We start from the raw sequence: 20,425 nt of genomic DNA on the forward strand, positions 1-20,425 counted from the left end.
CCTCGGGGTTTGTGGACGACCGTCTCTCACATCCCTCGGGTTTGTGGGCGACCGTCTCTCACATCCCTCGGGTTTGTGGACGACCGTCTCTCACGTCCCTCGGGGTTTGTGGGCGACCCTCCTGCACGTCCCTCGGGTTTGTGGGCGACCCTCCTGCACGTCCCTAGGGTTTGGGGTGGAAACTAATGCGCTGGTTCGTAGCCGATGAGCCAGCGGAGGCCGTGGCGGTCCACTACTTGACCGTCTGATGCACCCCAAGGCTTCGGTGCCAGTGGGTCCAGGATGCGGCCTCCGTCCGCCAGTTTGTCGAACCATGCGTGTAGAACTTCGGGTTCGGCAGCTCCGAGCAGCGAGAGCATGGCACCTTGAATTTTGACTGTCTTTTCACCGGTGGCAGCGTCAGAACCGAACAGAGAGACTGCACCACTGAGGACCCCATGGGCGATGGCGTCCGAAGGGCCGTCCGTGCGGTTGAATTCCTCAAAGCTGTACAAGGAAAGCTCCCCGCCGAAGATCTTCGCGTAGAAGCCCAGCGCCTCGCGGGCTGTCCCGGGAAAAGTGATGTAGAGCTGGGGTGCAGTCATGAGCTCATCCTACAAACTGGCCACCTGGGCACAAGGCGCTGACGCGTCGACAACCCGCCTTCCCGTTGCAGCCCAACCACGACAGAGCCTCGACGGCCGAACCCGAGCCCACCTGGGAGGTGAGAGAGGGCTGGTTTTAAGGGCGTGGGAGGTGAGAGAGGGGTCGGTTCGAGGGCGTGGGAGGTGAGAGAGGGGTCGGTTTAAGGGCGTGGGATGTGAGAGAGCGTGCCCAAGCGACGGCGACGAGTGCTGGCGCCGCGGAGGTGACCACGGGCGGGACCTAGGCCTCGGAATGCGGCTAAGCTTCGGAACGCAGTCCGGGTTCCTTCTGCAACCCGGTGAGGCCGTTCCAGGCCAGGTTCACCAGGTGGGCGGCGACGGCGCGCTTGTCCGGTGTGCGGCTGTCGAGCCACCACTGGCCGGTCATCGCCACCATCCCCACCAGCATCTGCGCGTACATGGCACCGTCTGCGGCGCTGAACCCGCGGCGGGCGAATTCATCGGACAGCAGGTGCTCCACCCGGGCAGTGACGTGGGAGAGCAGCGTGGAGAAGGCACCTTCGGGTTGTGACGGCGGGGCATCCCGCATGAGAATCCTGAAACCGTCGGTGCGGTCTTCGATGTAGCCAAGGAGGGCCAGGGCTGCGCGTTCCACCAGTACCCGGGGTTTGGCTTCGGTGCTGAGCGCCTCGGTGATGGAGTCCAGAAGGATCCGGAATTCGGTCTCCACAACCTGCCGGTAGAGCCCCTCCTTGGAGCCGAAGTGCTCGTAGATGACGGGCTTGGAAACTCCCGCGGTGGCAGCGATCTCCTCGATGGTGGTGCCGTCCAGGCCGCGGGCAGCGAAGAGCGCGCGGCCAATGCCGATGAGCTGGGATTTGCGCTGCTGGCCGGTCATCCTGATGCGGACTGCGGGGCCAGTGGAAACCTGTTCCAAGGGCTCGGCGGTGTCCTCGGGCCGGGGGAGTTCAGTGCGCTTGCTCACGTGACCATCATGCCTTACGGACCGGTTGCGGGCCTGGCACGGCGGGTCGGAAAGGGGTCCGGGGCGCGTCCCGGGGTGCGCCGGGGAAGGGGTGGTGGGCGGTCAAGTCGCGAAGCACGCAATGGTCATGGCAAACTAGATTCTTGTGTGTGCATCCCGGTAGCCCGGGAAACCGTCAGGCCCTGCTGCTTGATGGTGTGAATCATGCACGGTCCGCTCTGGTGTAATGGCAGCACCCCGGCCTTTGGAGCCGTGGAGTATAGGTTCGAATCCTATGGGCGGAACGGTCGGAAAATGCGCTCCTCTCTGTACCTGGAACGGCTCGAACGGTGCCTGGGTCCATTGGGATGGCAGCATTCCGAAGCCGGGTTACCCGGGACATACCGAGCAAGGAGAGCCAGTACGTGAGCCCCGAATCCACCGGTCCCGCAGCGGTCATAGTTTTGGCTGCAGGCGCTGGAACGCGCATGAAGTCCCGGACCCCCAAGATTCTCCACGAAATTGGCGGACGCTCCATGGTGGGCCACGCTCTCCTCGCAGCCCGTTCCATCACTCCGCTGAAGCTGGCACTTGTTGTCCGTCACGAGCGCGACCGCGTGGCCGAGCACGTCACCGGGCTGGATCCCGAAGCACTGATTGTTGACCAGGACGATGTCCCCGGTACGGGGCGCGCAGTGGAGGTGGCTCTCAAGGCCCTCGACGCCGCTGCTGAACTCACCGGCACCGTAGTAGTGACGTACGGCGATGTTCCGCTGCTGACGGGCGAACTGCTTGGGGAACTCGTTACGACCCATGAGGCCGAGGGCAACGCTGTCACGGTACTCACCGCGGTCCTGGACGACGCCACTGGCTATGGCCGGATCCTCCGCGCCGACGACGGAACTGTCACCGGCATCCGCGAGCACAAAGACGCCAGCGAGTCCGAGCGCAGCATCCGCGAGGTCAACTCCGGCATCTACGCCTTCGACGCCGCCGTGCTACGTACCGCTTTGGCAAAGGTGACCACGGACAACGCCCAGGGCGAGATGTACCTGACTGACGTCCTGGGGTTGGCGCGCGACGCCGGTGGCCGGGTTGCCGCCGTCGTGACCGAAGACCGCTGGCAGGTTGAAGGCGCCAACGACCGCATCCAGTTGTCGGCGCTTGGCGCCGAGCACAACCGCCGCATCATCGAATCCTGGATGCGTGCCGGTGTGACCGTGGTGGACCCGACCACCACTTGGATCGATTCGACGGTGACCCTCGACGAAGACGTCCGTCTGCTGCCCAACACCCAACTTCACGGTTCCACCACGGTGGCGCGCGACGCCGTCGTCGGTCCTGACACCACCTTGACTGATGTCAACGTGGGCGAGGGCGCGAAGGTGATCCGCACGCATGGCTCCGGTTCCACCATTGGTGCCAAAGCAAGTGTTGGACCGTTCACTTACCTCCGCCCGGGCACGGTGTTGGGGGAGACCGGCAAGATCGGCGCGTTCTACGAAACCAAGAACGTGACCATCGGCCGCGGTTCCAAGCTGTCCCACCTGGGCTACGCCGGCGACGCGGAAATCGGTGAGGACACCAACATCGGCTGCGGCAACATCACGGCCAACTACGACGGCGAGAAGAAGCACCGCACGGTGATCGGCTCGGGCGTCCGCACCGGTTCCAACACGGTCTTCGTAGCTCCCGTGACTGTAGGTGACGGCGCCTACAGCGGCGCCGGTGCCGTCATCCGCAAGGATGTTCCCGCAGGCGCCCTCGCCCTCAGCCTGGCCGCACAGCGGAACGCCGAAGGTTGGGTCATTGCCAACCGTCCGGGTACAGCTTCCGCCACTTTGGCCGAAGCCGCCCAGGAACCGGCCGCCACCCCCACATCTTCACAATCCCCGGCAACCATAGAAGAAGGCAAATAGGCATGAGCGAAATTACCGCACACGGAGAGAAGAAGTTGATTCTCGCCGCCGGAAGGGCGCATCCGGAGCTGGCGCAGGAAATCGCGAAGGAGCTGGAGACTGAGCTCCTGCCCATCGACGCCTACGACTTCGCCAATGGGGAAATCTACGTCCGTTCGGCCGAGAGCGTGCGAGGCACCGATGCCTTCGTCATCCAGGCCCACCCGGCGCCGCTGAACAACTGGCTGATGGAGCAGTTGATCATGATCGACTCCCTCAAGCGCGCCTCTGCCAAGAGGATCACGGTTGTTTCGCCGTTCTACCCGTACTCCCGCCAGGACAAGAAGGGCCGCGGCCGCGAGCCCATCTCTGCCCGTCTGGTCGCCGACCTGTACAAGACCGCCGGCGCGGACCGCATCATGTCCGTGGACCTGCATACCTCGCAGATCCAGGGCTTCTTCGACGGTCCCGTTGATCACCTCATGGCCATCCCCCTGTTGGCTGACTACATTCGCACCAAGGTTGAGGCTGACAACATCACCGTTGTTTCCCCCGACACCGGCCGCGTCCGCGTTGCCGAGCAGTGGGCCGAGCGATTGGGCGGTGCCCCGCTGGCGTTCGTGCACAAGAGCCGCGACCTCACCGTTCCCAACCAGGCTGTCTCCAAGACTGTTGTTGGCCAGGTTGAGGGCCGCACCTGCGTCCTGATCGACGACATGATCGACACCGGTGGAACCATCTCCGGCGCTGTCCAGGTCCTGAAGAACGCCGGTGCCAAGGACGTCATCATCGCCTGCACCCACGCGGTCTTCTCCGACCCCGCGGCGCAGCGCCTGGCCGATTCCGGTGCCCGCGAAGTCGTGGTCACCAACACGCTGCCCATCCCGGCCGAGAAGCGCTTCCCGTCGTTGACGGTGTTGTCGATCGCACCGCTGATTGCACGCGCCATCCGTGAAGTGTTCGACGACGGTTCGGTCACCAGCCTCTTCGACGGCAAGGCATAAGAATCTCCGTACCAGAACGGGCCATCCGCACCCTCCGGGCTTGCGGGTGGCCCCTTTTGTTGCCCGTTTTCATGTTGGACGCGTTCCGCTGCTAAACTCTTGGGGATACCTTGGCGAGGGAGAGCACATCCGGTCCACATTGCGTGGACCAGGGTTGCGGGTCTCCGTTATCGACTGGGTCTGCATCTCCTTCAACACAGGCGGAACGGCTGCTCAGCGGCCGATCTCAGCCGGGCGTAGAAGGTCTCCAGACCTCCGCCCTTGCTGATAGACAAGCCCGGATTTTTTCGGGCGCAACAGTAATCAAGGAGTACACATGTCTGAGCAGAAGCTCACCGCAGAACTGCGCACCGAATTCGGCAAGGGTTTCGCCCGCCGTGCACGCATGGCCGGCCAGATCCCGGCTGTCATTTACGGCCACGGCGCAGAGCCGATCCACATCAACCTGCCGGGCCGCGCCACCACGCTGGCAGTGCGCGTTTCGAACGCCCTCCTGGCGATCGACGTCGACGGCGAGCAGCACCTGACGCTCGTCAAGGACATCCAGCGCGATCCCGTAAAGCAGATCATCGAGCACGTTGACCTGCAGACCGTGAAGGCCGGCGAGAAGGTTACCGTCGACATCGCGATCCACGTTTCCGGTGAAGTTGCTCCGGGTGCTGTTGCCAGCCTCGAAGCCACCACGGTTTCCCTCGAGGCTGAGGCAACCCACGTTCCCACCGCCGTCGAGGTCAGCATCGAAGGCCTCAAGGCCGGCGAGAGCATCCACGCTTCGGACCTCGTCCTGCCGAAGGGTTCCACCCTCCTCACCGAAGGCGACACCCTGGTGGTCCGCATCGCTGAGACCGCTTCCGAGGCTGAAGAAGAAGCACCGGCCGCTGAGTAGTCTTATGACTGCTTGAGGCGCAAAGCCATTGAGTGGCCGGGTACCTTCGGGTCCCGGCCACTTTCCTTTGTCCTTGCACTGCTCAAGAACAGTCCCGCCGGTACATCACGTCCCCACTGATACAACCAAACGTTCCCTAGGATGAGACCATGAGCGACACTTGGCTGATTGTCGGCCTCGGCAACCCCGGCAGTGAATACAGCAACAACCGGCACAACGTGGGCCAGATGGTGCTGGACGAACTCGCTTCCCGCATGGGCGGAAAGTTCAAGGTCCACAAGGCCCGCGCCCAAATCGTGGAAGGCCGGCTGGGCATAGGTGGCCCCCGTGTGGTGTTGGCCAAGCCCATGACGTACATGAACACATCCGGGGGACCGGTTGCGGGCCTGTGCAACTTTTTCGACATCGCTCCGGACCATGTCATAGCGGTCCATGACGAAATCGACATCCCATTTAACACAATCAAGCTAAAACTCGGCGGCGGCGAGGGCGGACATAACGGCCTGCGGGACATGTCCAAAGCACTCGCCACCAAGGATTATTTGCGCGTCCGCGTAGGAGTAGGGCGGCCTCCGGGCCGGATGGAGACCGCTGATTACGTCCTCCGGGATTTCGGCACCGCCGAGAAAAAGGAACTGCCGTTCCTGCTGGACGAGGCGGCCGACGCCGTGCAGTTGCTCATGGACCAGGGCCTGTTGTCTGCGCAGCAGAAACACCACCCCGCCAAAACTTGAGCGAATCTTGAGGAAAGCCTGAGGAAAGCCTGACGGTCCCGAGGACCCTAAGGTCTACAAACTGTCGGCGCCCGGCGGTAGTGTGCATGATACGCAGGTAAGCGGTGGGGGACTGTCGCGGATGTGTAGCGAAGGATGCGAATGTCGGCGGAGTTGCTAAACAAGGGCGGGGGAGGCGCAGCAAGGGCTGCGGCTCCCGATCTTGTGGGCGGATCAACGGACAGGCAAACGTGGTCACTGCTGGCCCGCAGCCACGATCTGTCGAAGGCGGGGAAATTCCTCGAGTCACCCGAATCTTATGGCGTGGTCCTCACCGGCCAACGCGGAATCGGCAAATCCGGCCTCGCCCGTGCCGTGGTCTCCTCCCTGGGCTCCAAGGTCCACAGCCTTCAACTACGGAACACCGTTGCCAACGGCCAAACCCCTTACGGATGCCTGGGTTTCCTGCTGGCCCGCCTGCCATCCGAAGCGGTCAGTTCTCCTACCGGCATCCTGCACGCCGTGACAAGCCTGATCAGGAAAGAAGCGGCGGGACGGGACACCGTTCTCATTGTGGACAACGCCGGCGGCATGGACCCCATGAGCACGGGCGTGCTGTTGAACCTCATGGCCACCGGCACCGCCAAGGTAGTTGCCACAGTCCAGCGCGCCAGTGACCTCCCCGCGGACTTCCACCGCCTGGTCCTGGAAGGGGAACTGGGCGAGGTCCACCTCAACACCCTGAGCGAAGAACAGACCAAGCAGGTGTTGGGATCGGTCCTTGGACACTACGTATCATCAACGCTGGTTGGTTCACTGCACTCGGCCGTGGGCGGAAACCCCATGCTGCTGCACGCCCTCCTGGAAGAGCAGCGGCATACCGGCAACCTGGTGCTCAACGATTCTGTCTGGACGCTCCGGGACCGGATCAAACTGGAGGGCGCAACGGTGGTGGAGGACTTCGTCCGCTCCAAACTGGCGCGCGAAACGCAGGCCAGCAGGACCGTCGTCGAAATACTCGCCTGTGCTCAGCGCGCAACCCTGGTGGACCTGGCAGCCATCTTTGGCACCGAAGTTCTGGTGGAGATGGAAGACTCCGGGCTGCTCACCGTTGAACGGGGTAATGACCACTGGGTATCCCTCCGGGATCCCTATGTGGGAGAGGTAGTCCAGGGCTGGCTGAGCACCCGCCGCAGGCGCGAGCTCCGGCTGATGCTTCATGGCCCCAAGGAGCCTGAACTGTTGGGTCTCGCCGCACAGGATCTACTGAGCTACGCAGCATGGATGCATTCGTGCGAGGACGAGCCAATGCCATCGCCGGCCCACGCACTGGCAGCCGGACGTGCCGCCCTGGACAACTACGATCCCAACTTTGCCATCCAGTGCACCCTGTCCCTGGATCCCAAAGACGAAGAGTGGGTCCCGGGACAGCGGCTGAAGGCTGCGGCGTACCTCATGCTGGACCTGCCGTTGCACGCCGCCCAAGCTCTGGATGAGGTGTCCGGGTCCCACCTCGCGGCGCTGGACCCCGTGGAGTTCGCGGAAGTAACGGCCGCGAAATGCCAGGCAATGACGTGGATTGATGGTCGTGCGGGCATGGTGCCGGGGGTCATATCCGACGGACTTGAGACTCTTGGGGCCATGGCGGAAAACTACCCGGCAGAGACAGTGGCCAAGGCGCTCAATCGCCTCCACCTGTGCAGTTACGAGTACAACACCTACATGGGTGAGTACGCCTCAATCATCGACCACTTGGAACAGGAACTGGCCAAGGATCCCGAAGCGGACCGGGAGCACTGGCTCAGGTCCGCGTTTTTCCTGGTTGAGGCCCGCTGCATTCTTGGCCGCGAGCTTGAGGCACAGGAACTCGCGCGCACCGTTTCACGGCATTTGGGCGATACTGAACGGCCGGCCCAGCTTGAAGAAGCCTTCGCAAAGCATGCCTTCCTGGTCCTGTTGTTGTCCGGGCAGTGGCGGCAATGCATCGAACTCATGCGGCGCGCACCCTCCAGGTCGTCACGGCTTCAGTACAGGGGTGCCTTGACTGAACTGGGCATCGGCCTCGCCTACGCTTACGCCGGCAAGCCTGCCAGCGCCATTGAACCCCTCCGGTCCGCGGTTGCGCAGCTGGAACTGCGCCCGGCCATGAACATGAACAAGGTGGCCTACGCTGCCACCGCTTTCGCTTATGCCCAGGTGGGCAATTCCGTGGAAGCGGGCCGTTACCTGGACCTGTACAGGACGTGCCGCGGAGACGGGACGTACTTCTCCGAGTCCGTGGCCGATTTCTGTGCCGAGATGGCCGGGCGATGGATGGGGGATCCTGACGTCAAGCAGCGGCTCCTGGCCCGGGTCCACAACGACGTCGAGAAGCAGCGGTTGACCACAGCCGGCATCTGCCTCTTCGGCGCCACAGTTGAAGGCACCGACGACGAGTACCGGCTGCTCGCAGATATTGCCGGGCGCAGGCAAGGTCCACTGGCCCAGATATCCGGCAACCTCGCCCGCGGTGCACTGACCAAGAGTTCCCGGGCCATGCTGGAGGCAGCTGACGCCGCAGCAACCCTGGACCTGCTGGTGGTTGAAGCCAGATGCGTCGCCATGGCGCTGGACTTTGCCCGGGATGCGGGCGAGACAACTGCTGCCCGCACGGCGCAGCTGAGGCTGGAACGGCTGGAGCATTCCGTGTCCGCATTGCCGATCCAACCGCGCAGCGACGCGCCGGTATTGACGGAGCGGGAACGCCAGATTGCTAAACTCGCCGGGAAGGGTGTCAGCAACCGTGAAATCGCGATGGATATTGGGGTGTCTGTGCGAACAGTCGAAGGCCATTTGTATCAGGTGTTCACAAAGTTGGGTGTTTCGTCCCGAGGCGAGCTCAATGGACTCCTATGAGGCAGGCAGCGCCGTAGAAGCACGGAGCGCCCATGCAGGCTGAGCACCTTGTAGGCCGGGGCGCCGAGCTGGATCTTGCCACGAAGATTTTGCGCCAGGAGGGCGCGGGGGCTGTGCTCCTGGTAGCGGACCCCGGCATCGGAAAGACGGCCTTGGCGGCCGAAATTGGGGCCCGCCTGGCAGGGGAAATGGTGGTGATGCGGGTCCACGGAAGCCCCGCGTTGTCTGCTGTGCCCTACGGTGTCCTGGCGCCCTACTTACTGGACCTGCCGGTGGAACAAGCCACCTCGCCGGTGGCGATCCTGCGGGAGTTCTGGGCGCAGTTCGAGAAACGTCGTGGCGGCGAAGGCGCACGGCTTCTGCTGATTGTGGACGATGCCCACGATCTTGACGAAGGCAGCACCCAGATCCTGGCCGAATTGGTGACGGCAGGGTGGGCCAGGCTCGTGGCCACGGGCAGGCCCCGCCCCGGTCTGCCCGCCGCGCTGCTTCAGCTGTGGTACGACGGCCTTGCCGAGCGCCTGGAGCTTCATCCCCTGGATCATGAGGGCGTCACCGAGCTCGCGGAAAAGACCCTGGGCGGAACTGTCATGGCCAGTGCCGCGGACGTGCTGCACTCCGTTTCAGAGGGAAACCCCCTGCTCCTTCGCTGCCTCCTTGATGACTCACGGGCGGACGGAAACCTGGTGCGGCGGAACGGTGTCTGGTTCCTCACCCGTGCCCTCTCGGGCAGCGGCGAGGGTTTGGCCGAGGTAGTGCGGAACCGGGTACTGCGGACCAGCGAGGCTGAGAGGGAAGCGATGTACGTTATTGCCCTCTCCGAACCCGTCCCACCCGCCGTGCTGGACACGCAGGTTGGAAGGGAGACTGTGCGGGCACTGATGGACAGCCGGTTGGTGCTATCCACCAACGGGCCCGGAAGTCCCCTCAGAATGTGGCACCCCATGTACAGCGAGGCGCTGCGCCAGATTGTTTCGCCTGCCCGCAGCCTCCAGATCCGCCAGCGCATGGTCCAGCACCTGCTCGCGGAGCAGCCCACCACTGAAGGGCTGCTCCGGTTGGTGAGCTGGGCACTGGACTGCGGCGCCGACGTCGATGATGAACAGCTGCTTGAGGCCGCCTTCCTGGCTGCGAAGCTGCTCCAGAACCCCTTGGCGCTGGCAGCAGCCGGCAAGGTCCGGTCCGAGGCGCTGCGGCCGCGCGCCCGGGCAGTCATGGCCATGGTCAGCTATAACGACGGCGACTTCCGCAGTGCCGTGCGCCTGTTGGAAGAGGATCTGGGGTACTTGGACGCCGATCCGTCGGGCCCACTGGGAGCAGGGCTTTTGTGGGCCGCTGCGCGGGCGGCCACGGGGGACTCCGCGGCGGACATTGTGGCCGATGCCCGGAGCGCGGCGGCGACCTTTATCAAGGACCTTCCGGAATCAGACCCCATGGCAGGACTCGTGGGACGGCATGCCAGGGCACTGGAGTTGGCGGCGCTTGCCCACGAGGGCCACTACGCAGAACTCCGTGAGGGCCTGGACCGGTTTGAGGCAGCGCTCAGCGCAGATGAACCGGATTTTGTCATGAACCGGGTGTTCCTCCTGGCCATGCAATGCGAACTCCTGACAGCGGAAGGCCACGCCGTGGAGGCGCTGGACGCCGGCCGTGAAGCGTTGGTGCTGCTGGACGAGCCGGCTGATGACCTCCTGTACTTCAGCGACTTTGTGCTGGCGCGCTACACCTTCGCCGCACTGGGAGCGGGGGACTGGGGCGCCGCCGGGACTGCCCTTGAACGTTACTCCGCGAGATCGGCCATGGGACTCATTGTCTTTGGTGGCGACATCCAAACACTCAAGGGGTTGTCGATGCTGCGTCAGGGCAGGCTGGAGCAAGCCGCGGAGCTGGTGACTCCCGCCGTCGAGGCGCTCAGGGTCAGGGACCCCCAGCAGCTGAAGAACCTCGGCACGGCATTGGCGTTCTACGCCGCGGCCCGGTCCGGCGATACCGCGCTTGCCGAGCGCCTGGCCGGTGAACGGGCCGGCGAACGGGCCGGTGAACAGGCCGGTGAATGGGCTGGTGGGCAGACAGGGCAACAGGCAGGCCAGCAGGCCGGTGCTGCGGCGGGAGGAGCCTACGTGGAGGCGCTCGCGGAACTGTTTACCTTGGCCGGCCAGGAGCTGGTGGCCAAAGGTTCAGGGCTGGACAAGCTCAGGAAGCTCCCGGAATCCCTGCGGTTGCATCAGTTGCCGGGTGTCCTGCTGCAAAATCTGGTGCTCCGTGCCGAGCTTGGCGACGTACAGGCCATGGAATCCATCGCGGGGATCACACCATCCATGTCCGGTGCCTGGGCCGCCGGTTGGCTCTCCCTGGCGGAAGCACATCAGGGCGCTGAGGGCCAAGGCTTCGTCAACGCCGGCAACCTTCTGGCCGCCGCCGGCATGCCCGGACCAGCTGCCGTGGCCTTCGACAAAGCGGCACTGTCCTTCGACGCCGAAGGAAAGCGCCCGGAGGCCCGCCAGGCAGCGGTGCTGCGCGATGTCAGCGAAGCCAGCCTCGGTGATGCCCTGGTTCATGACCCCAGCACCGAAGCGGACCGCTCGGTGCCGTTGACGCGCCGTGAGCAGGACATCGTGGCGTTGGCAGTCTCAGGACTGACCGACCGCCAGATCGCAGAGAAGCTCATGGTGTCCGTACGCACGGTAGAGGGCCACCTTTACCGCAGTTACGCCAAGTTGGGCATTCGCCGGCGCGAAGATCTCGGAGCTGCTGTCCGTCATTGACGCCAGCGCTCTTTGAGTACTCATTTACCACGCATCACGCCACTTGGGCCCGCCGCTGCGCGGATTTTGGCCAATCAATGGAGTAATCCACGGGAGTGTTGTGCCAAAACCAAGTAGTGCCCCTCCGAGGGACTGAGTACAACAAGGTATAAGCCCGGAAAAAGCCCCGGACTAATCGAGTACCAACTACTGGTGTACCCGGTTCGCCACCCCGGCAGTATTGATCTTGGAAGAACGGTTCAGCCCCAAGCATCACCGGGATTCCGAAAGTCGCATCATCCGCATCGGTGGTCTCTTTGAGCCGATGCACCGGGCACCGCAAGGTGTTCCGGCCCTGGACGAAGCCGGCGGCGACAGAGTCTTCTGAGACCGAGACTCTCCCCCCAGCCGCCGCCGGCTTCTAGGCCAGGTAGCCCGCACTTCGCGGAAACCACACCTCCCGGACCATGGGACTGCTGCTATTGGAGTGCGCATGCTGCCGGATCCCTGGCTGGACGAAGACACCGTCACAGTCGGGCTGAGGCCATCACCCTTCCCGGACCGGACGAGGCTCCTGGATATCATTCTTTCCGCAGTACCGTCGCCCTCCACCAGTGGCATCGTGGTGGTAGGGGACCGAGGAACCGGAAAGAGCCACCTGCTGCTCTCCATCAAAGAGGGCCTCCCGGAAACCATGGACGTCAGAAGTTTCGCCGGAAAGCCGGAGCTGAAGGCCACCAGTTATGGCGCGTTGGGTGCGGTACCTGAAACCAACGGGGAAGACACGCTGCCGCCGGGACTCCACGTCCTCCGCGCCCTGACCAGCACCCTGGGCGCCGCTGAATACTTGTACACTCCACAGATCGGCCGACGCCGGAACAAACGGCGGCCCCAAACGGCAAGGCCGCCTCTGGTGCTGTTGGTGGACGACATCCACTACGTCGACCCAGCCTCCTTGGCCGTCCTGCTGCAACTGATACCCGGTTTTGGGGCAACGTTGGTCGCTACGGCCGACAGCCGTCGGCCCCTTCCTCCGGACCTCTACCAACTCTGGGAAGACGGCTTCCTTGAGCAGTACTTTCTTCCGCCCTTTACCTTCACCGAGGCGCATGCACTGACCGAAGCCGTCCTGAGTGGAAAAGTCCAACGCCGTGCCAGCAGCCTTCTAGCCGCCTTGAGCGGCTTCAATGTGGGGATGCTGGAGATCGCCATCAACGATGCACGTCGTGCTGGTCTGCTGGTGCAGAAGGACGGCTTCTGGACCATTGATGTGCGCGCCCACTGCGACTGGCCGGGCGTGGTGGCGCACGTGCAGTCCGAGAACGCCGCCAGGCCCTCCGAGGAACGGCACGCCTTGGAGCTGATAGCGCTCGCTGAACCTGTGGCGCTGGACATTGTGGAACACCATTTTGGCCGAAGCGCCGTAGAACACCTTCTGGCCAACCACCACATCAGGCTGTTGGCGGGGAGGCCGCCAATGGTCAGGATGAGTTCCTGGCTGCGTGGCGAAGGTACCCGACTGGCCGTGCCCCGCCCCAGGAGCCTGGCCCTCCGCCTTGGTGTTGAGGAACCCGTGCTCACGCGCGAATCGGCCCCCACCCTGCTGCGGTGGATGACCTGGACCCTTGACTGCGGCCTGACACTCTCCGATGAACTTCTCCTGGCCACAGCCCCGGCCGCAGACAGGCCGTCAACAGCAGAACTGGCCATGCGGGCCGCCGCAGCAGTGGCAGGGCCGGGCCGGAAAGACGAGGCCAGGCTCCTCAGGGCGCGGGCCTTGGTTGCCGAAGGCCTGTTGGGCGAGGCTGCCCCGGAACTGCGGGAGTTGGCAGCGGGTGGGGGATCGCCGGAAGTGAAGGCCGAGGCCGGCAGCCGCCTGATGGCCTTGGAACTCCTGGGGGCTGTCCCCAGTGAAGCCCCGGGCGTTCCGGAGGATGCCGGTTCAGAGGGGACTGTTTCCGGCCACGTGGTGTGGAACGTCCGGGAAGCTGAACGGTTCTTACTGACCGGATCCGCCCCGGAAGCGTTGGAACGGTCAACTGCGGCCATGGCGGTCGTTGACGCGGACCCCGCCTTGGAGATGTTCCGGCCGGGGGTGCTGCTCCGGCACGTCGTGTGCCTTCGCAGCAATCTGGCCTGGAGCCAAGTGGACTCACTCCTGGAGTGTCCTTCCGCTTTTGTGCTCCCCACCTACCTTGCCGTGTGCATCGAGGTTGCGCGCGGGTACGCCGAACTCAGCCAGGGGCTTCCCCGCGCCGCGCGTGGAACCTTGGAGCCGGTCCTTGCGGAACTGTCCGACGCCGGCCTTCCACCGGTACTGGCTTTCGCTGCGGCCGCGCTGGCCTACTCCGAAGCGCTGTGCGGAAACCCTGTGCAGGCGATGGAGCGTAGTGGGCAGAGCCTGGCCGCTTTGCAGGAAGTTGAGGATCCCGAGGGCCTCCTTCCCCAGCTCAGCTCCCTCTATCTGGCGGCGGCGCAGGACCAGATTGCCGGTAAGCCGGGCCATCTGTTGGCGCTGGCAGAACAACTCCACCTCCAGGGCAGCACGTTGTTGGAAGCCGAGGCAGTCTCCCTCCTGACACTCAACGCAAGCAGTGCCGCCGTCGACGACCTTGTGGTCCAGCGGCGGCTGTCAGGACTTGCGGTGGAAGTTCACGGAGCCGGAGGAGCCGCCCTGGGAGCGTTTGCCTCGGCATTGTTGGACAACGACCCCAAGACGTTGGAAGCGGCGGGAAGAAGCCTGTCTGCCGACAGGCTGTTTGCCCATGCTTCCGTGTGCTACTCGCGTGCTGCCAGCGGGTATGAAGCCCGAACCCGGAGTGCGGCAAGCCGGCGCGCATCGGTCCTGGTTGAACGGCTGCGCCATGCGTTCGACAGCGAGGCTGTTCCGCCGCTGGGCTGGGTGCCCGGGAGGGCCGGCGGCTGAACGTGCTGTACGGCACACCTGCGGCACCGCACGCAGGGGGCCATCGTGGGATAATGGGAAGTCCCTGAAGTATTTCCAAGGAGCGCCCCTTGACTGCCGTATCAACCCCCGCCTCACTGCTGCGGTCCGTGCATGCCATGGACAATGCGGAGGTGTTGCGGATCCGGAATGACTTCCCGGTGCTGGACCAGCTGGTCAACGGTAAACCCTTGATCTATCTGGATTCGGGCGCCACGTCGCAAAACCCGCTCACCGTCATCGAGGCCGAGCAGGAGTACTACGAGCAACGCAATGCGGCCGTTCACCGTGGAGCCCACCACCTTGCCGTGGAAGCCACGGAGGTCTTCGAGGACGCACGCCAGACCGTAGCGGACTTCATCGGCGCGCAGTACGAGGAAACCGTGTGGACCTCCAACGCCACCGAGGGACTCAACCTCATCAGCTACGCGCTGTCCAACGCAGGATTGTGGGCGGCGCAGGGCCGCGGCGATTCACGCTTGAAGGACCTGGCCATTGGTCCGGGCGACGAGATCGTGGTCACCGAAATGGAGCACCACGCCAACCTCATCCCGTGGCAGGAACTGGCCTTCCGGACGGGGGCCACCCTCAAATACATCCCCGTCACCGATGATGGGACGTTGATGCTCGACGCCGCAGCCGGGATCGTAGGGGAACGGACCAGGCTCTTGGCCTTCACCCACGCTTCCAACGTCCTGGGTACCATCAACCCGGTGGCCGAACTCGTGGCACTCGCCCGCAAGGTTGGTGCCTTGGTGGTCCTGGATGCCTGCCAGTCCGTGCCGCACCTGGCTGTGGACGTCAAAGAGTTGGACGTCGACTTCGCGGTGTTCTCCGGGCACAAGATGCTGGCGCCCACAGGTGTTGGCGTGCTCTACGGCAAGCAGGAACTCCTTGATGTCATGCCGCCTTTCCTCACCGGCGGTTCCATGATCACCACGGTCACCATGGAGCGGGCCGAGTACTTGCCGGCCCCACAGCGGTTCGAGGCCGGTACCCAGCGGATCTCCCAGGCCGTGGCGCTTGCTGCCGCCGTAAACTACCTCACCGAGACCGGCATCGACCGCATTCATGCCTGGGAATCGACGCTTGGTCAGCGCCTCGTCAAAGGGCTCGAGAGTATCGACGGCATCCGTGTGGTGGGTCCCGCCTCCGGGTCCGAGCGGATCGGCCTGGCAGCGTTCGACGTCGCCGGTGTCCACGCGCACGACGTCGGGCAGTTCCTTGATGATCGCGGCATTGCCGTTCGTGTCGGTCACCACTGCGCCCAGCCGTTGCACCGCCGCCTGGGCCTGACGGCCACCACCCGGGCGAGTACTTACCTTTACAACACCACGGACGACGTCGATGCTTTCCTTGACGCTGTTTCCGGGGTCCGGGCATATTTCCAGGCCTGACTTTCGGCAGCCCTGAACAGCCGGGCAGCCTCACACCAACGATTTTTCGCAGAACAGGCAACAACCACCATGAGTCTTGACCAGCTGTACCAGCAGATCATCCTGGACCACTCCAAGCAGCGGCACGGCAGCGGCCTGGCTGAAACGGCGGCCCCCGAAGGGGCGTCCACCGGCCAATCACACCAGCTGAACCCGGTGTGCGGGGATGAAGTGACGCTGCGGCTCGCCGTTGCTGACGGAACCGTCCGGCAGATCAGCTGGGACGGTGCGGGCTGCTCCATTTCCATGGCCTCGGCCTCGGTGCTCACCGACCTGGGCGAGGGCATGTCCGTGGAGGAACTGCGCTCTGTGATCGAGAACTTCCGCGAGGTCCTCCGGTCGCGTGGCAAAGTCCAGGCGGACCCGGAGATCCTTGGCGACGCTGCCGCTTTCGAGGGCGTTGCCCGTTACGCGGCCCGCGTGAAATGCGCCATGATCTCCTGGGTTGCTGCCGAGGACGCACTCAACCAGGCCACCGCCTAACCTCCCAGCAGCGCCCCAGCACCCCGCGCGTCAGGCGCGGGCAAAGACGTCAGGCACGCCATCGCCGTCGTCGTCCCGTTCTTCATCCGCCTGCACCTGACGGTACCGCCGGTTACGGGCCTTGAGCACGACGGCGGCCAGTAGCGCCGCGATCAGGGAACCTGCGAGGATGGCCACCTTGGCGTGGTCGTTGTGTGCCGAACCGGTCCCGAAGCTCAGCTCGCCGATCAGCAGCGAGACGGTGAACCCAATGCCGGCCAGGAGCGCCAGTCCGAAGAGGTCGATCCAGGCAATGCTGGAATCGAGGCTTGCGCGGGTGGTCTTGGTTACCAGGAAGGTGGTGCCGAAGACGCCCACGGCCTTGCCCACCACCAACGCTGCCACAATGCCGACGGCCACGGGATCCCTGAGGGCTGCGCCCATGCCATCGAATCCACCCAAGGCCACGCCGGCTGAGAAGAACGCAAAGACTGGTACGGCAAACCCTGCCGAGAACGGGCGCAGCCGGTGCTCGAAGTGCTCAGCCAGCCCTTCAGCAGGCTCTCCCTTCCTGCCGCTGGCCAGGACCGGAACGGCGAAGCCCAACAGCACTCCGGCCACCGTGGCGTGGATCCCGGAAGCGTGGACGAAACCCCACGTGGCCAAGGCGAGGGGGATGAGCAAATACCAGCTGCGGATCCGCTTTTGGACCAGGAGCGTGAAGAGAGCCAGCGGCACCAAAGCGGCCAACAGCATGAGCGGCTGGAGTCCCGTGGAATAGAAGAAGGCGATGATTCCGATGGCGATGAGGTCGTCCACCACGGCGAGGGTCAGCAGGAACGTCCGGAGGGCGGCCGGCAGGTGGGTGTTGATGACGGCCAGCACGGCCAGGGCGAAAGCGATGTCCGTCGCGGTAGGAATGGCCCAGCCCTTGAGCGTTTCCGGGGACCCGAGGTTGAACAGGACAAAGATGAGGGCCGGAACCACTACGCCGCCGATCGCTGCGGCCACGGGAACAACTGCTTTGGCGGGTTTGCGGAGTTCGCCGGCGACGAACTCGCGTTTGAGCTCAAGGCCTGCGAGGAAGAAGAACACCGCCAACAGACCGTCCGAGGCCCAGTGGCCGAGGCTCAATTCAAGATGCCAGGGCTCGAAGCCGATCTTGACGTCGCGGAATGCGAAGTAGCCGTCCGCTGCTGGTGAGTTGGCCCAGATGAGGGCAACTACGGTGGCTATCAGGAGGAGGGCGCCGCCCACTGTTTCCGTACGGAGGATCGAGAGGATCCTGCGGTACTCGGGGTAACTGGAGCGCGAGAAAACAGCGCTTGGGCTGCCGGGTTGCTGAGGGGCTGCAGGGGGCTTCCGGGCCACGGGGGCTCCTTACTTGCAAGAATCAATCGGTCTAAGGGGAGCACAAAGACTCCGCCGACCAGACTTCCCGGCACACCAATAACAATCTTACCCATCTAAGTAGCAGTTCAGGTCGTTCTCAGTGCCGGGAACGACCTGAACTGCGACTCAGTTGGGTGAAACCTAGGCGACGAGGCCCGCGATCCCGATGGCGGCCGTCGCGAGTCCCAGCACCATGGAGATGGTGACCAGGACAACGTGGACCGTGAGGAATTTAGTGGCCTTGCCTGCGGCATCGCGGGCGCGGGGGTCCTTCATGACGCGCTTGAGGAACTGCGGCCACACCACCAAGGACCAAACCCCGGCAACGATCAGGACAACCGCGAGGATCGCGGGGATCTCCACGCTAGTGGCTTTCGAGCCAGGCTTGGGCCTGCTGCGACTGGATGTTCAGGGCCTTGCCCACCATCGGCTCAGCGGCGTCTGCGATCTTGCCGCCGAGGAACGGCACCGAGGAGGACACGTTGCCTTCGAGCTCGATCCGGGTGTTGCTGCCATCGGCCACGAGCCGCTGAACGGCTGTGACGTCCAGGGGGGCACCCGAGATCTTGAGTGCGATGTTGCTGGCGCGTGAACCGTCGGCGGCGGGAGCCTCCCACTGCTCGGTCTGGGTGACCTTCAGGGTTTCGCCAACGAACTTGCGGGCAATGTCCGGCAGGCGGGTGGTGGGCAGGGTGCGGACAGTGGTGGTGCTGAAGGCACCGGCGGGGTCGCCGTCGATCGTGAACGATTCCAGGGAGCCGCCCACCAGTTCGCTGGTGTGACGCAGGAAATCTTCGTTGACGAATACGGCAGCTACGCGGTCAACGCTGTGCGGCAGGGTGGTGGATGCGCTCAGGGCCATGGGTCCTCCGTGAATGGTGGTGGTGAAGCTTTTTAGCTCCCAACATCCTACGGGGTCCCGTTGGCCACCCCTGAACCGGCGGTCTTGGGCGAGCTTTCCTGGAGGGTGATGGCCGCTGCCGAGATGTTGCGGGCCATGGACGGGAAGATGAAGCCGTGGAACGGGTAGACACCCAGCCAGTAGAGCCGCCCGGCCAGGCCGCGCGGGAAGAAGATGGCGCGCTGTTTGTAGAGGCTGCCGTTACCGTCGGGCTCCACCGCCAGCTCCAGCCACGCACCTCCCGGTGCCCGCATCTCGGCCCGCAGGCGCAGCAGGTGCCCGCGGTCAATGGCCTCCACCCGCCACCAATCCACTACCTCACCGGTGTTCAACGTCTTGGGATGCCGGCGACCCCGCAGCAATCCGGCCCCACCCTGGAGCTTGTCCAGCCACCCACGGATCCGCCAGGCCAAAGGCAACGAGTACCAGCCGTTCTTGCCGCCGATGCCCTCGATGATGGTCCACACATGCTCAGGCTTCGCTTCGCTGTGGAAGGTCCGTTCGTCGAGGAAGACTTTGTAACCGGCCCAATCTGGGTCGCTCGGAAGCGGATCGGCGTCGATGCCGGCGTTGGCCCAGGTGGTCTCCACCTGCCCGTCCCGTTCCTTGCCAAGTGCCAAAGCGACGGCGCGGCGGTAGGGCGTCAGGCCGCCGTCGGGCTGCGGGAAGTAACGGTCGACGTCGTGCTCCCGCGACACCGCGTCATGCTGGAGTGACTGCACCAGGGGCAACGACATGGACAAAGGAATGGGGGTCACCAGGGCAACCCACAAACCGGCCAGCTTCGGTGCAGGGACCGGGAGCGCAATGACCAGCCGCCGGGGGAGCCCACGCTCCACGGCGTACTCGTTCATCATCTCCTTGTACTTCAGGACGTCCCGGGACCCAATGTCGAAGGAACGGTTCACTTTCTCCGGGAGCGCTGCGGCAGCTACGAGGTAATGCAGGACGTCACGGACCGCGATGGCCTCAACCCTGTTGCCAACCCAACTGGGCGCGGGCATCACGGGAAGGGTTTCGGCGAGGTGCCGGATCATCTCGAACGACGCAGACCCGGAACCAATCACCACACCTGCCTGGAACACGATCGCGTCAACCGGCGAATCGAGGAACACCTTTCCCACGGTCTCGCGGGACCGCATGTGAACGGAAAGTTCCTCGTTCTCCGGGTGCAGCCCGCCGAGGTAGACGATCCTGTCCACACCGGCCTCTGCCGCCGCCCCGGCCACGAGCCGGGCCATGGCTTCCTCCTTGGCCTCGAATCCGCTGCCGGACGCCATGGAATGGACCAGGTAATACAGGACGTCCACGCCAGCCAGGGCTTCGGCGAGGCCGTCGGCGTCGGACAAGCTGTTCTCGACGATCTCCACGCGGTCATGCCAGGGAACATCGGCGATCTTCTGCGGCGTGCGGACCAGGACCTTGACCCGGTGGCCGGCCTCGAGGAGCCGGGGGACCAAGCGGCCGCCGATGTACCCGGTGGCGCCGGTCACCAGTACGGTCTTGGTGTCCTGCGGGGTGTTGGAATGGGTGGCTTCCGAAGGCTGCAAAGGAACTCCTGGGGCTGGGGGTAGAGGTAGGCTGGAATGACCCGGCGTTCAT

General features: G+C 64.4%; 15 protein-coding genes and 1 tRNA gene. 10 read left to right on the forward strand and 6 right to left on the reverse strand.

The window, feature by feature from the left end; all coding sequences use genetic code 11:
- Positions 1–182 precede the first annotated feature (182 nt).
- Both AB4Y77_RS06710 and AB4Y77_RS06715 read right to left on the reverse strand, forming a co-directional pair.
- Complete coding sequence (locus AB4Y77_RS06710; protein ID WP_311213189.1) at positions 183–584, reverse strand: VOC family protein; 402 nt, start codon at positions 582–584, stop codon at positions 183–185.
- 298 nt (positions 585–882) lie between these two features.
- On the reverse strand, positions 883–1,482 hold the full coding sequence (locus tag AB4Y77_RS06715; protein ID WP_311213233.1) for a TetR/AcrR family transcriptional regulator: 600 nt from the start codon (positions 1,480–1,482) through the stop codon (positions 883–885).
- Positions 1,483–1,781: 299 nt separating this feature from the next.
- Between AB4Y77_RS06715 and AB4Y77_RS06720 the strand changes: the two genes are divergently transcribed.
- From AB4Y77_RS06720 to sufU, 10 genes are all read left to right on the forward strand, one after another.
- Positions 1,782–1,853: transfer RNA gene (locus tag AB4Y77_RS06720), tRNA-Gln, on the forward strand.
- Positions 1,854–1,973: 120 nt separating this feature from the next.
- The gene (gene glmU, locus AB4Y77_RS06725) at positions 1,974–3,467 is read left to right on the forward strand and encodes a bifunctional UDP-N-acetylglucosamine diphosphorylase/glucosamine-1-phosphate N-acetyltransferase GlmU (RefSeq protein WP_442013363.1); all 1,494 of its coding nucleotides are present in this window, start codon (positions 1,974–1,976) and stop codon (positions 3,465–3,467) included.
- Positions 3,468–3,469: 2 nt separating this feature from the next.
- Complete coding sequence (locus tag AB4Y77_RS06730) at positions 3,470–4,450, forward strand: ribose-phosphate diphosphokinase (RefSeq protein WP_011774071.1); 981 nt, start codon at positions 3,470–3,472, stop codon at positions 4,448–4,450.
- 316 nt (positions 4,451–4,766) lie between these two features.
- Positions 4,767–5,336: a 50S ribosomal protein L25/general stress protein Ctc gene (locus AB4Y77_RS06735; RefSeq protein WP_026542774.1), complete on the forward strand. Its 570-nt coding sequence runs from the start codon at positions 4,767–4,769 to the stop codon at positions 5,334–5,336.
- Between the two features lie 149 nt (positions 5,337–5,485).
- The gene (pth, locus tag AB4Y77_RS06740; protein ID WP_311215470.1) at positions 5,486–6,070 is read left to right on the forward strand and encodes an aminoacyl-tRNA hydrolase; all 585 of its coding nucleotides are present in this window, start codon (positions 5,486–5,488) and stop codon (positions 6,068–6,070) included.
- Positions 6,071–6,211: 141 nt separating this feature from the next.
- Positions 6,212–8,944, forward strand: coding sequence for a helix-turn-helix transcriptional regulator (locus AB4Y77_RS06745; protein WP_311213192.1), 2,733 nt, complete (start codon positions 6,212–6,214; stop codon positions 8,942–8,944).
- A 32-nt stretch (positions 8,945–8,976) separates the two neighbouring features.
- Entirely contained in the window at positions 8,977–11,709 is a 2,733-nt protein-coding gene (locus tag AB4Y77_RS06750; protein WP_442013364.1) for an AAA family ATPase, read from the forward strand.
- A 472-nt stretch (positions 11,710–12,181) separates the two neighbouring features.
- Positions 12,182–14,614: an ATP-binding protein gene (locus AB4Y77_RS06755; protein ID WP_442013365.1), complete on the forward strand. Its 2,433-nt coding sequence runs from the start codon at positions 12,182–12,184 to the stop codon at positions 14,612–14,614.
- A gap of 89 nt (positions 14,615–14,703) precedes the next feature.
- On the forward strand, positions 14,704–16,029 hold the full coding sequence (locus AB4Y77_RS06760; RefSeq protein ID WP_442013366.1) for a cysteine desulfurase: 1,326 nt from the start codon (positions 14,704–14,706) through the stop codon (positions 16,027–16,029).
- A 69-nt stretch (positions 16,030–16,098) separates the two neighbouring features.
- Positions 16,099–16,551 carry a Fe-S cluster assembly sulfur transfer protein SufU gene (sufU, locus tag AB4Y77_RS06765; protein WP_311213196.1) on the forward strand — a complete coding sequence of 151 codons (453 nt, stop codon included), beginning with the start codon at positions 16,099–16,101 and terminating at the stop codon, positions 16,549–16,551.
- A 30-nt stretch (positions 16,552–16,581) separates the two neighbouring features.
- On the opposite strand, the gene nhaA is transcribed toward sufU, so the two are convergent.
- The 4 genes from nhaA to AB4Y77_RS06785 all read right to left on the reverse strand — a co-directional run bounded on the left by nhaA (position 16,582) and on the right by AB4Y77_RS06785 (position 20,373).
- Entirely contained in the window at positions 16,582–17,901 is a 1,320-nt protein-coding gene (gene nhaA / locus AB4Y77_RS06770) for a Na+/H+ antiporter NhaA (protein WP_442013367.1), read from the reverse strand.
- A 162-nt stretch (positions 17,902–18,063) separates the two neighbouring features.
- Entirely contained in the window at positions 18,064–18,285 is a 222-nt protein-coding gene (locus AB4Y77_RS06775; protein WP_089594213.1) for an SCO4848 family membrane protein, read from the reverse strand.
- A gap of 1 nt (position 18,286) precedes the next feature.
- A complete protein-coding gene (locus AB4Y77_RS06780; RefSeq protein WP_089594214.1) occupies positions 18,287–18,784 on the reverse strand; it encodes a DUF2505 domain-containing protein in 498 nt (165 codons plus the stop codon).
- A 47-nt stretch (positions 18,785–18,831) separates the two neighbouring features.
- Complete coding sequence (locus tag AB4Y77_RS06785; RefSeq protein WP_442013368.1) at positions 18,832–20,373, reverse strand: SDR family oxidoreductase; 1,542 nt, start codon at positions 20,371–20,373, stop codon at positions 18,832–18,834.
- Positions 20,374–20,425 lie beyond the last annotated feature (52 nt).

This window comes from Paenarthrobacter sp. YAF11_1 (assembly GCF_052113445.1).
Classification (GTDB): Bacteria; Actinomycetota; Actinomycetes; order Actinomycetales; family Micrococcaceae; genus Arthrobacter.